The organism is Aquisalimonas sp. (genome assembly GCF_007120195.1).
Lineage (GTDB): Bacteria > Pseudomonadota > Gammaproteobacteria > Nitrococcales > Aquisalimonadaceae > Aquisalimonas.
In genome coordinates this window covers 1-11,532 of the sequence record NZ_SKOG01000069.1, presented here as the reverse complement: position 1 = coordinate 11,532, position 11,532 = coordinate 1, and the positions used below count along the sequence as shown (strand labels likewise).

General features: G+C 63.8%; 15 protein-coding genes. 6 read left to right on the top strand and 9 right to left on the bottom strand.

Annotated elements, in window-relative coordinates:
* Positions 1-13 precede the first annotated feature (13 nt).
* The 5 genes from QZT63_RS05685 to rpmB all read right to left on the bottom strand — a co-directional run bounded on the left by QZT63_RS05685 (position 14) and on the right by rpmB (position 3,672).
* Positions 14-772: an ABC transporter permease subunit gene (locus tag QZT63_RS05685; protein ID WP_290649333.1), complete on the bottom strand. Its 759-nt coding sequence runs from the start codon at positions 770-772 to the stop codon at positions 14-16.
* Positions 769-1,710: an ABC transporter ATP-binding protein gene (locus QZT63_RS05680; protein ID WP_290649331.1), complete on the bottom strand. Its 942-nt coding sequence runs from the start codon at positions 1,708-1,710 to the stop codon at positions 769-771. Before QZT63_RS05680 ends, QZT63_RS05685 begins: the two co-directional genes overlap by 4 nt.
* Positions 1,711-1,807: 97 nt before the next feature.
* Positions 1,808-3,022: an EAL domain-containing protein gene (locus QZT63_RS05675; protein WP_290649363.1), complete on the bottom strand. Its 1,215-nt coding sequence runs from the start codon at positions 3,020-3,022 to the stop codon at positions 1,808-1,810.
* 247 nt (positions 3,023-3,269) lie between these two features.
* Positions 3,270-3,425, bottom strand: a complete 156-nt coding sequence (gene rpmG, locus QZT63_RS05670; RefSeq protein ID WP_290649329.1) for a 50S ribosomal protein L33 — start codon at positions 3,423-3,425, stop codon at positions 3,270-3,272.
* Positions 3,426-3,435: 10 nt separating this feature from the next.
* Positions 3,436-3,672: a 50S ribosomal protein L28 gene (gene rpmB / locus QZT63_RS05665; protein ID WP_290649328.1), complete on the bottom strand. Its 237-nt coding sequence runs from the start codon at positions 3,670-3,672 to the stop codon at positions 3,436-3,438.
* A gap of 234 nt (positions 3,673-3,906) precedes the next feature.
* Between rpmB and QZT63_RS05660 the strand changes: the two genes are divergently transcribed.
* The 4 genes from QZT63_RS05660 to QZT63_RS05645 all read left to right on the top strand — a co-directional run bounded on the left by QZT63_RS05660 (position 3,907) and on the right by QZT63_RS05645 (position 7,591).
* Positions 3,907-4,350, top strand: coding sequence for an Hsp20/alpha crystallin family protein (locus tag QZT63_RS05660; protein WP_290649327.1), 444 nt, complete (start codon positions 3,907-3,909; stop codon positions 4,348-4,350).
* Between the two features lie 295 nt (positions 4,351-4,645).
* The gene (locus QZT63_RS05655) at positions 4,646-5,623 is read left to right on the top strand and encodes a DnaJ C-terminal domain-containing protein (protein WP_290649325.1); all 978 of its coding nucleotides are present in this window, start codon (positions 4,646-4,648) and stop codon (positions 5,621-5,623) included.
* A gap of 109 nt (positions 5,624-5,732) precedes the next feature.
* Positions 5,733-6,239, top strand: a complete 507-nt coding sequence (locus QZT63_RS05650) for an Hsp20/alpha crystallin family protein (protein ID WP_290649323.1) — start codon at positions 5,733-5,735, stop codon at positions 6,237-6,239.
* A complete protein-coding gene (locus tag QZT63_RS05645) occupies positions 6,236-7,591 on the top strand; it encodes a DegQ family serine endoprotease (RefSeq protein WP_290649321.1) in 1,356 nt (451 codons plus the stop codon). Before QZT63_RS05650 ends, QZT63_RS05645 begins: the two co-directional genes overlap by 4 nt.
* Before the next feature lie 11 nt (positions 7,592-7,602).
* On the opposite strand, the gene QZT63_RS05640 is transcribed toward QZT63_RS05645, so the two are convergent.
* Genes QZT63_RS05640 through QZT63_RS05625 form a run of 4 tightly spaced genes read right to left on the bottom strand, consistent with a single transcriptional unit; the run spans position 7,603 to position 9,870 of the window.
* A complete protein-coding gene (locus QZT63_RS05640; protein WP_290649319.1) occupies positions 7,603-8,355 on the bottom strand; it encodes an energy transducer TonB in 753 nt (250 codons plus the stop codon).
* Positions 8,356-8,358: 3 nt separating this feature from the next.
* The gene (locus tag QZT63_RS05635) at positions 8,359-8,766 is read right to left on the bottom strand and encodes a biopolymer transporter ExbD (protein ID WP_290649317.1); all 408 of its coding nucleotides are present in this window, start codon (positions 8,764-8,766) and stop codon (positions 8,359-8,361) included.
* A gap of 2 nt (positions 8,767-8,768) precedes the next feature.
* A complete protein-coding gene (locus QZT63_RS05630) occupies positions 8,769-9,131 on the bottom strand; it encodes a biopolymer transporter ExbD (RefSeq protein WP_290649315.1) in 363 nt (120 codons plus the stop codon).
* 25 nt (positions 9,132-9,156) lie between these two features.
* Positions 9,157-9,870 carry a MotA/TolQ/ExbB proton channel family protein gene (locus tag QZT63_RS05625; protein WP_290649313.1) on the bottom strand — a complete coding sequence of 238 codons (714 nt, stop codon included), beginning with the start codon at positions 9,868-9,870 and terminating at the stop codon, positions 9,157-9,159.
* A gap of 200 nt (positions 9,871-10,070) precedes the next feature.
* Between QZT63_RS05625 and QZT63_RS05620 the strand changes: the two genes are divergently transcribed.
* Complete coding sequence (locus tag QZT63_RS05620; protein ID WP_290649311.1) at positions 10,071-10,733, top strand: protein-L-isoaspartate O-methyltransferase; 663 nt, start codon at positions 10,071-10,073, stop codon at positions 10,731-10,733.
* Between the two features lie 22 nt (positions 10,734-10,755).
* Positions 10,756-11,532, top strand: a 777-nt coding sequence (locus tag QZT63_RS05615; RefSeq protein ID WP_290649309.1) for an FAD-dependent monooxygenase, incomplete at its 3' end; no start/stop codon positions are given.

The window sequence follows — 11,532 nt, the reverse complement described above, 5'->3', positions numbered from 1 at the left end:
CCGGGCGCCGGCGTTATCCAGCCCGCAAGCGCAACCCGTCCAGGCGCTGGATGGTGAATCCAAGAAAGCCAACGGTCAGCAGCACAAAATAAACAATGTCCTCGGAGGCCACCCGTCCCTGAACCAGGGACTCGTAGTGCGGCAGCAAGGCCACATAGCGCGTCAGCGGATCGTCCGAATCCACCGCGGCATCCAGGCCCAGCAGCGCCAGGACGATACCGGCGGTCAAAACAACCGCCACCCCCGGCTGCAGCGTCAGCGTTGAGGCGAACAGCGCCACGCTGGCAAACGCCAGCGCCAGCAGGGTCAGCGCCAGGGCAGCCGCTGCCAGGCGACCAAGATCCAGCTCCGTGCCAATGAGTAAGGCCGCCGGCATCACGCACCATGTCGCCATCAGGACCATGAGAAAGCCAAGCGCCGCCAAGTACTTCCCCAGCACCAGTTCGGTGATGGTCAGCGGCGCCGCAAAGAGCATGACGATGGCCCCGCTGCGTCGCTCATCGGCAATCAGCCGCATGGCCAGCAATGCGGCGGCGAGGAGCAGCATGCCGAGCACCACGACGCTGCCGAAAAACGGCATCAGCACGAGGTCGGTGACACCCATGGGGCTATTGGTTCGCACCAGCATCGGCTGATAGACCGCCTGAAACTGCTCGACCAGGGACAAAAACCACCACGCGGTCACGGCTTGGCTGACCGCCAGGAGGATCCACGGCAGCGGAGACCGAAACAGCAGCCGCAGTTCCCGGCCTGCCAGCTTCAGGATCATCATGCGGTTTCCTCCCCGGCTGCCTGGGTGAGGTCAAGAAAAACCTGTTCCAGGGTGCGCCGTTCCTTGCCAAGCTCGCGCAGCTGCCAACCCCGGGCAGCCGATGCCGCGACAAGCCGGTCCAATGCGGCCTCATCGCTTAGCTCCAGCAGTATGCCGCCGGCAGGCGCGGCTTGTGCACTCCGTACCCCGTCCATGGCACTCACGACATCTGGCGCGGGCGGGGAAGCAAACCGCGCCCGGTAGCGCAGTTCGCCGTCATCCTCGCCAACGGCGGCTCCGGAATAGAGTTCCCGTCCCTCATGAAGGATGGTGACGCGATCGGAAACGGCCTGAACCTCGGCCAGAATGTGGCTGGAGAAGATGACACCATGCCCCTGGCGCAGGTTCCGGATCAGGGCCCGGATGCCCTGCACTTGCCGAGGATCGAGCCCCACAGTGGGCTCGTCGAGGACAATCAGCGCCGGGTCGTGGACAATGGCCTGGGCGATGCCCACCCGCTGCTGATAACCCTTTGAGAGATTGCGGATGACTCGGCCGGCGACATCGGTCAACGCGCAACGCTCGATCGCGCGGCCGACGGCTGCCGCACGCGCCTGGCGTGGCACACGCCGCAGCTGCGCGGCCCAGCGCAGGTAATCCCCAACCTGCGCGTCAGGCTGCAGGGGCGGCACCTCCGGCAGGTAACCGAGGTGCTGCTTAGCGGCCCGGGGGGCATCAAGCAAATCCACACCGGCGACGCGGATACTGCCACCGCTGGGCGCCAAGACGCCACAGAGCATCTGCAATGTTGTGGTTTTGCCCGCGCCATTGAGGCCAAGAAGCCCTAACACCTCGCCACGGGCGAGCGTCAGATCCAAGCCTGCGAGTGCAACGCGATTACCGAAATACCGCTCCAGCCCGTAGGCCTCAAGCAGGAGATCACCAGGGTCCTGACTCATCACACGCTAGTGTCTCCTCGCCGTAGGGTCCGCTACGCCTTCGGCCCGGCGCTTGGCCTCGAAGGCGCACCGACAAGCAAAAGACAACGAATTTCGGTTACAGGACACTAGCTTGATCATCGAATACATGCCCAGACCACCGAATCGCATCAAGGTAAGCGTGAGTGACCTGCGAGGGTGCGTAGCCCCTTCGTTCCAACCAATCCCAGTCGCCGGCTTCATAATGCAGCACACAGTCGAGAACACTGCCTGCAGGACCCTCTCTGTGCAACAGCGCTGCCTCGATATCGTGGCTCACGGGTAACGCTGCAAGCACCTGATGGAGCGGTGCGTCAAGGACGGCATCCAGCCCTGAAAACAGTCCCACGGTAAAGTATGGGGCACCGTGACCTTCACCGCGCTGTTTGCCTATCAGCTCACACATGCGCGCCCGCACGGTAAGCATGGAGATGAATTCCGGCGGCTTGTCGTCCACGGTGGACAGGGCCATCAGCGAAACCCAGCGTTGCAGCTCCCGCATGCCCAGGTGGAGGATTGCCTGCCGAATTGACTCAATGGGGCGCTGCACATCGTCGAACGCGGCGTTCATGTAACGCAGCAGCCGATAGCTCAGACCGACATCGGCGGCGATGATCTGCTCCAGCTCGGCCACGTCCAGCTCCGGGCGCTGAATCGCCGCCAGTAGACGCAACGTGGGGAGCCGGTGGGACGGGACCGCCGCACCCTGAACGGTGCGCGGCCGGCTGAGAAAGTAGCCCTGGAAATAGTCAAACCCGAGTTCAAGGCAGTGTCGAAACCGTTCCCGATCCTCGACCTTCTCCGCGAGTAGCCGCACGCCCGGGCGCCTCACTGTCTCGACCGTGCGCGCCAATGCCTCGACAGGGCGGCCGCCCACCTCGAGCTTAACGATATCCGCATGGTCGACCAGGGGAAGCCTCTCCGGCGTGGGTTCGAAATCGTCCAGGCAGATCGTGAAGCCCATTCGGCGCAACACATCCATGGCATTGAGGACTTCTGGTTCAGCGGCGATGGTTTCGAGCAATTCGAGGATGACATGCTCGGCGGGAAGGGTTCGCTCGTGCACCTCCTTCACCAGGAAATCACGCCCGACATTGATCAGTGCCGGATAGCGACCAACAAGCTGCTCCAGGCCGATCACTGTAAACGTGTTCAGCAATACCTGCTGCGTCGCATGATCATCGTCCATGAACTCCGCGCGCTCCGCGCCCTCGGCGGCGCGGAACAACAGTTCGTAACCAAACAGGCGCAGTTCGCGCGTAAAGACAGGCTGGCGCGCCACATACACCGTCATCGGTCTCACCGCCACCCTCCTGCCTGCTAACCCCTTGCATTCCGCCACGATAGCCAACAGTATGCACGGGCGTGGACCGTTTGGCCTGGGTGTGAGGGGGCTAAGCGTTCGCCCGTTGTCGCTGCTCGATGGAGGGAGGCGGCCTTGCGCGGGCCTGGCAATAGTATTCGGGCGGCAACTCAATGAACCCCGGTACCCCGAGGTGCACCGGCACCTTCATCATCAGGGGCATCCGAGTCGCCGGGTGTTACTTGATTTTAGCTTCCCGATACATCACGTGCTTACGCACCACCGGGTCATATTTCTTCATTTCGAGCTTGCCCGGGGTGTTGCGCTTGTTCTTGTCCGTCGTGTAGAAATGACCGGTCCCTGCCGTCGATACCATACGGATCTTGTCGCGCATACTGACCTCCTCAGACCTTTTCGCCGCGTGAGCGAAGTTCAGCGAGCACCGTGTCGATGCCCTTCTTGTCGATGGTCCGCAGTCCCTGGCTGGAGACGCGCAAACGTACCCAGCGCTGCTCAGTCTCCACCCAGAACCGGTGGTAGTGAAGGTTCGGCATAAACCGCCGACGCGTCTTGTTGTTGGCGTGGGAAACGTTGTTCCCGACTGCTGGGCGCTTGCCCATGACCTGACAGATTTTGGACATGACGTCCCTCTCCTAAATTCCCGCTTGCCGCCCCGGAAGCGCACACTGGCAAGCCGCAGCGCTTGTGGACACCGACGCGCGTTTATACCAGCAAGGCCACAAACGATCAAGCCGGATGTCGATTCCACAGCCGGGAGCGAAGAATTGTCCCACCCTGCTCTTGAAAGCCGCTCAGGCGCCCCTATCTAGGGACAGAGAGGTGCACGTTTCAATTGTTAAATCAGGAGGTTGACCATGAATATCCGGCGCTATGAGCCCTGGGGCGTATTGAACCAACTCAGCAATGAAATGAACTCGCTGTTTGCGAACACGGGGCAGCAACTCAACGATCCAAGCACTATGGCCACCAGCGACTGGGTGCCGGCCGTCGACATCCAGGAGGAAAAGGATCGCTACCTGATCAAGGCGGATATCCCCGGGGTCAAGCCCGATGACATCGAGATCCACATGGAAAACGACGTCCTCACCATCAAGGGCGAACGCAGTGCAGAGGACGTCACCGAAGGCAACGGCTATAAGCGTGTGGAGCGCATCCGGGGCACCTTCCATCGCCGCTTCACACTGCCGGACACGGCGGACGCCGATCGCATTTCCGCCAGCAGCCGCGACGGCGTGCTTGAGGTCGTGATCCCGAAACAGCAGAAAGTGCAGCCGCGACGCATCAACGTTGAAGGATAAGCGGTGCGCGGCTCAGGAAGCACTGCTTGATCGCTCGGTCTCTCCGGCTTTCATAGGCGTCGGGAGACCAAGCGCGTTGGTAGCCGGCAGGCTGATTGCTTTGACACGTCCACGCAACGCAAGGTTGCGGCGCGTGGACATGGCACGCGAGGCGCTCGCAACCGGTCAGCGCTTTCTTTGCTGATGCCGCTGCCTGACTGCGGCCGCCTGCGAAGTGGCGCAGGGCAGTGGACGGCCGCGGCGATGCGCCTCCGCATCGCCGCGGCATCTGTCAACACCGAGGGGTGATGCGCGAATGGAGTACAAGGACTACTACAAGACGCTGGGCGTAGATCGCAATGCTAGCCAGGCCGACATTAAGAAGGCCTATCGGCGTCTTGCGCGCAAGTATCACCCGGACGTGAGCGAAGAGAAAGACGCGGAAGCCCGTTTCAAGGAAATCAGCGAGGCCTACGAAGTCCTGGGCGACCCGGAGAAACGGGGCACTTATGATCAACTGGGCAGTAGCTGGCGACAGGGCGAGGAGTTCCGGCCACCACCCGGGTGGGAATTCGGCGGTGCTGGCCGCAGAGCGGGTGGCGCCGGATTCGGCCGTGACGCGGACTCGGTGTTCAGCGACTTCTTCGAGTCCATTTTCGGCGGCGGCAGCCCATTCAGCGCCGAGGGCTTCAGCGGCGGCGGCAACCGAGGCTTCACCGGTTACAGCAGCAGCTTCCGCAGTCGGGGCGAGGATCAGCACGCAAAGATCACGATCTCGTTGGAGGATGCCTATCGCGGGGTCACTCGCCACCTGAACCTGCAGACGCGGCAGGACGACGGTCGTGTCGAACCCCGCCAGGTGCGGGTCAAGATCCCCGCCGGGGTGACCCAGGGCCAGCAGATTCGGCTCAGTGGTCAGGGCCAGCCCGGTGCAGGCGGCGGTGCACGCGGCGATCTCTATTTGGAAGTCGACATAGCGCCTCACAGGCAGTACCGCCTCGACGGCAAGGACATCTACCTGGCGCTGCCGGTGACACCGTGGGAGGCCGCGCTGGGCGCGACGCTGAAAGTGCCGACCCTGGGCGGGTGGATCGATATGAAGGTGCCGCCTGGCTCGCAAAGCGGCAAACGCTTCCGGCTGAAGGGCCGTGGCCTGCCGGGCAAGCCCCCCGGCGACCAGTACGTGGAGTTGAGTGTCGTCACCCCGAAGGCGGATACGCAAGCCGCACGGGAGCTCTACGAGCGCATGCGCGACGAGATCCCCATGAATCCACGGGAAAACCTGACGGTCTAGCAAGTCCCGGCCATGCGCCGCGGCGCAGCGAGCTGAAAAGTGCCAGGATGGCCTTTTTCAGCATCCTGCTCGGATCTAGTGAAACACCAGTAGCCCCTGAGGAGGCGCTATGAAGACATTCCAAGAGCTGCGGCACGGTCTGGAGCAAGCCTGGGACCAGGTCGCCGAGGGTTGGCGGCACCTGCGTGATCGCGCCGGGGCTGCGCTAACGCGCTTCTATCCACTACGCAAGGCGGGGCAGGTGCCGACGCGGGAGGAAGCACATGCGCGCCGGGGCGCAAGCTGGGGGCTCTTGGCCGCGGAGGTGATCGAGAACGATCACGCTGTGGAAGTCCGCCTGGAGGCGCCGGGCATGGCAAGCGAGGATTTCGACATCTCGGTGCATGACCAGCATCTGGTCATTCGTGGCCAGAAGCGCGTGTCGCGGCAAATTGACAGTGGCCGTTACCACTTGATGGAACGCGCGTATGGTGCCTTCCGGCGCAACGTGCCCCTGCCCTCACCAGTGGATGACAGCCGTGCCGAGGCCAGCTATCAGGATGGCGTGCTGGTCGTGCGGCTCCCGCGAACGGAGCAGTCCACGCGCCGGCGCATTACCGTGAGACCCGACCAATGACAGCGCTGCGGCGGCTCGCCGCGTCCATGTTGTTCGTCCTGACACCCGTTTCCTGGGCACACTTACCAGCCGCAGTGGACGGCGAGCCGTTGCCCTCCCTCGCCCCGATGCTTGAGGAAACGACGCCGGCCGTGGTCAACATCGCCACCACCGGTCGTGCGCTGGTCGCCGAGAACCCGCTGCTCCAAGACCCATTCTTCCGGCGGTTCTTCGACCTGCCGGAACGTCCGCGGGAGCGACAGACCCAGAGCCTCGGCTCCGGTGTCATCGTCGACGCCGAGGCCGGGTACATTCTCACGAATCACCATGTAATCCGTCGGGCCGACCGCATTACCGTCACCCTCGCCGATCGGCGCGAGCTGGCCGCAACCGTGGTCGGTAGCGACTCCGAAACCGATGTCGCCGTGATTCGGGTCGAGGCGGGCGGCCTGCAGGCCTTGCCCTTGGCCAATTCGGACGAACTCCGGGTGGGCGACTTCGTGGTGGCCATCGGCAACCCCTTCGGGCTCGGTCAAACCGTGACGTCGGGAATCGTCAGCGCCCTGGGGCGTTCCGGGCTGCGCCTGACGAGCTACCAGGATTTTATCCAGACTGATGCGTCCATCAACCCCGGCAACTCGGGTGGTGCATTGGTGAACCTGCGCGGCGAGCTGGTGGGGATCAATACGGCCATTCTCACTCCGGCAGGGGGTAACGTCGGCATCGGCTTCGCCATTCCCTCGAACATGGCGCGCTCCGTCATGGAGCAGCTGATTGCCCACGGCGAGATCCAGCGCGGCCGGCTCGGCGTCAGCGCCCAAGACCTGAATCCGGACCTCGCCGAGGCCTTCGGGCTCGGGGAACGCTCCGGCGTGGTGATTACGCAGATCGAGGGCGGCTCACCGGCGGATAAGGCGGGGCTAGCAACAGGCGATATCATTCTTGCGGTCAACGACCGCGCCGTGCGTCAGGTGAGCGATCTGCGCAATGCCATAGGCTTACTTCGGGTCGGCGAGACGGTGACACTGCGCGTCAATCGCAACGGCACCACGCAGGAGCTGGACGTGCTCATCGCCGAACCCGAGCTGACAACCCTTCAGGGTGAGCGTGCCTCGCCGCGCCTCGCAGGGGCCCGCCTTGGCATGAATGAACAGCGGGTGGGCACAGACAACGTGCAACGGGTGACCGTGCTGGAGGTGGAGCCTGGCAGCCCGGCCGATCGGGCGGGCCTGCGCGAGGGCGATGCGATCCTGTCGGTCAACCGGCTGGACGTAACCGACCTGCGGGAATTCCGGGAGCGGTCCGTTGGGCAACAGGAGTTGCTTTTGCATATTCAGCGCGGCAGTGGAGCGCTGTTCCTCGTGCTGCGCTGACAGTCGCGCGATCAACGACCGAAGCGGACCGGCAGCTCGAACTCGAACGAGTCCTCCGGGAGATCATCCGGGGCCGCGGGCAAGGGGGACGCGCGCTCCAGGAGATCCGCAACTTCGTCATCCAGAAGGCTGTAGCCCGATGACTCGATGATTTCGTAATCGCGCAGCGTGCCGTCGCGGGCGACGGTAAAGCGCACGATAACCTCTCCCTGTTGCCGGCGCCTCTCGGCTTGGCGGGGGTAGTTCTTGCGCCGGTCCAGATAGGCTCGCAGCTCGTCGCCATAGGATTCGATGGCATCCGGGTCGCCCTCGATGGCCGCCTGCTCCTGCGTCTCGTCGTCTTCGATTTGCGCCTCCTCAAGTCCTTCTGGAATTTCTTCTGGCGTTGGTTCGGGCTCGGGCTCTGGTTCAGGCTCCGGGTCGGGTTCGGGCTCTGGTTCCGGCTCCGGCTCGGGTTCAGGCTCCGGTTCAGGTTCGGGGTCGGGTTCCGGTTCCGGTTCCGGTTCCGGTTCAGGCTCCGGCTCTGGTTCCGGCTCGGGCTCAGGCTCCGGTTCAGGTTCGGGGTCGGGTTCCGGTTCAGGCTCCGGTTCAGGCTCGGCGCCCTCAGGCTCCCCGGCCGTCGGGGTGAGCGTGACTTCAATGCCGCGTGGTCTGTCGGCTTCAGGCTCGGCGCCGGAATCGCGGAACAGCGCGACCACAACCAGGTGCAGCACAACGGCTAGAACCAGGGCGATTACCCAGTGCTGCCAGCGCAGGCCGCCCATGAGTCAGTCGCTCGCCTCCATGGTCAACAGTAGCAGGCGCTCCGCACCAGCGTCTCGGAGCCGATCCATGACATCAAGCAAGCGCGTGGAGGCGACATGACCATCCGCTTTCAAGCGCAGCTCGAGCTCGGAATCGTCGTCCAGGCGGCTCTTGACGCCCCGCACCAGGGCATCGTCGTCCGCAAGGGGCTCGCCCTCGAAGGCCAGGGCACCATCGCGCCCCAGCAAAATGACGCCTTCCGCATCATCGGCTTGTTCCCCGAACCGCGCTTCCGGTGGATCGACGGAAAACGGCTGGGGTGTAGTGAACGCGCCGGTCAGCATGAAGAAGATCAGCAGCAAGAAGACGATGTTGATCAGCGGAATGACCGGCTCGCCAAATGGGCGGCGGGATGGCTGCGGCAAACGCATGCTCACTGCTCCCGCTGGAGGCTGATCCGCGACCCACCGACGGCATACAGGCCTTCCACGACGGTGACGAGGCGCTGGAGCCGAACATCATCGCCTGGACGCACGATGACGATGCGATCCGGATCCCTCGCCAGCGCGTCACCCAGACGCTCGCCCACCACCTCAAGACTCACGCGCTCGTCATTGAGTCGCAGCTCCTCGGCACCGACACGAACCACCAGCGGTGACTCTGCATCGTCTGCGGGGGCCGAAGCATCGGCGGGCACGGAAAGCTGCAGCGAGCGCCAATCCGTGAAGGTCGATGCAAGCATGAAGAAAACCAGCAAGATAAACACCACGTCGATCAGCGGTGTCAGGGATACCATTCGCCGGCGCGGACGTGTTGCGTTTTCAAGTTGCATCTGCGGCGCGTTGGGACTGCAGTCTCGTGATGCTGTGGTGGTCGCCCGCTACATCGCGGCGGCCGGTCATACCCTGGGTAAATACCTGGGTGACCGCATCCTCCATGCGATGACGAAATCGCTCGACGCGCCCTTCCAGCCAATTGAGAAGAATCACTGCCGGAATCGCCACAGCCAGGCCAACCGCAGTGGTCAGCAAGGCTTCCCAGATGCCGCCCGAGAGCAGGGCAGGATCCACCCGACTGCCTGCGCCTTCCAGTTGCCGAAACGCATCGATCATCCCCAGGACCGTGCCCAACAGGCCAAGCAATGGTGCCAGGGTGCCAATGACCTCCAGACCGCGCAGGTAGCTGCGCAGCGCGTCGAGGTACCCGATCGCGACGCGGGTCACCTCTTCTCGCACCAGCTCCAGGGACATACCAGGATCGCGCCGACCGCGAATGGCCGCCTCCATGGCACGGGCAATGGGGTTGCGCTCCACCGCGAGGCGCTCGAGTACGGTGTCCTCCTGACCCTGGCGCAAGCCTTCCAGGCAGCTGCTCACGAACTGCTGGCTCCCCAGGCGCAGGGAGTGGAACTGCCAGAGTTTCAGCAGGGCGATGGCGATGGCGACGACGGACATGAGCAGCAACAGTGCGACCACCGGACCGCCCAGATCGAGCAGCACGGCCATTCGCTCCGAGAGCCCCGCCATTGCTCCCATGTCTGCCATCACGCCACACGCTTGCCACCACCGAATTGACACCGAGGCTAATGGAATTGCGAATCATTTGCAACTGGACAGGTGGCCGCAGGGCATGCGGAAACCGGGCTCACGTGCTTGCCGATGCGGGGAAGTCTGCTTAGCATTGCTATGCTTGGGGTGTTGGTTTTCGTGCCAATGGCTGCTAGATGGAGATCGCAATGAGCGAGATGAACGTGGAGCAGGCCCGCTTCAACATGGTCGAGCAGCAGATCCGTACCTGGGAAGTGCTGGATCCGCGCGTGCTGGACACGCTACAACATATGCCGCGCGAGCATTTCGTGCCGGATCACCTGCGCAACCTGGCGTTCTCCGACATGAATTTGCCGCTTGGCCACGGCGAGGTCATGCTGTCGCCGAAGCAGGAAGGACGCCTGCTGCAAGCGGCGGAACTGTCTCCCTCCGAGCAGGTTCTCGAGGTCGGCACGGGCAGCGCGTACCTGACTGCGTGCCTGGCCCGGATGTCGGCGCACGTGACCAGCATCGACATTTACCAGGAGTTTCTTGATGTCGCCGGGGACCGCCTCAAGCGCGAGGCGATCCGCAACGTCGCGCTTAAGTGTGGCGACGCCGCCGCCGGCTGGGACGACGGCAAGCGTTACGACGCGATTATCGTCGGCGGTGGATTGCCGGAACTCCACAAGGGCTTCCATTACTCGCTCACGGTGGGCGGGCGGCTGGTGGTGATGGTCGGCGAGGCGCCGATCATGGAAGGCATGCTGATCACCCGGGTCGGCGAGGCGCAGTGGGCCACGGAGAGCTTGTTTGACACGTGGCTGCCGCCGCTTGTCAATGCACCGCGGACCCGCCGTTTTGACTTCTGAGGTGCCGAGCGAGAGGGTTGCGATGAGCGAGGACGCGGACGTCATCATTGTCGGCGGCGGCATGGTCGGCGCTTGCCTTGCCGGTCTGCTCGCGAAGGACGGGCTGGCAGTGACCGTTGTCGAAGGCCAATCACCACCGCCCCTCGGTGATGAGGCACCCGTCGATGTGCGCGTCTCCTCCGTCAACCTCGCGAGTGCGGATCTGTTCCAGCGCCTCGGCGCTTGGGAACACATGACCGCTTTGCGGGTATGCCCCTTCCGCCGCGTGCGCGTTTGGGACACCGGCGGTGGCGAAACCCGGTTCGACGCCCGTGAAACCGGGCATGACTGGTTCGGCTGGTTCGTGGAGAACAACGTCATCCACGCCGGGCTGCACCAGGCGATACGCGAGCTTCCGAACGTCCGCTGGCTGGCTCCCGCCACGCCTGTAGACATCGTCATGGACGCCATTGGAGTGACCGTGGACCTGGACGACGGCACCACGCTGCGGGGCTCGCTTGCCGTGGGCGCAGACGGCGCCCGCTCCGCGGTGCGGGAGATGGCTGGGATCGCCGTTCACAGCACCGATTACAACCAGCGCGCCCTGGTCACTACCGTGGCCACGGAGCTGCCGCAACAGGATGAAACCTGGCAGCGGTTCACACCCACCGGCCCCCAGGCCTTTCTGCCCCTGCCCGGGCACCGTGCCTCGCTGGTGTGGTACGGCTCGCCAGATACCATCAGTGTCCTGGAGACCCTGGAGGAGGTATTCCTCATCGCAGAGATCATGGAGGCCTTCCCGGAAGATCTCGGCGGCATT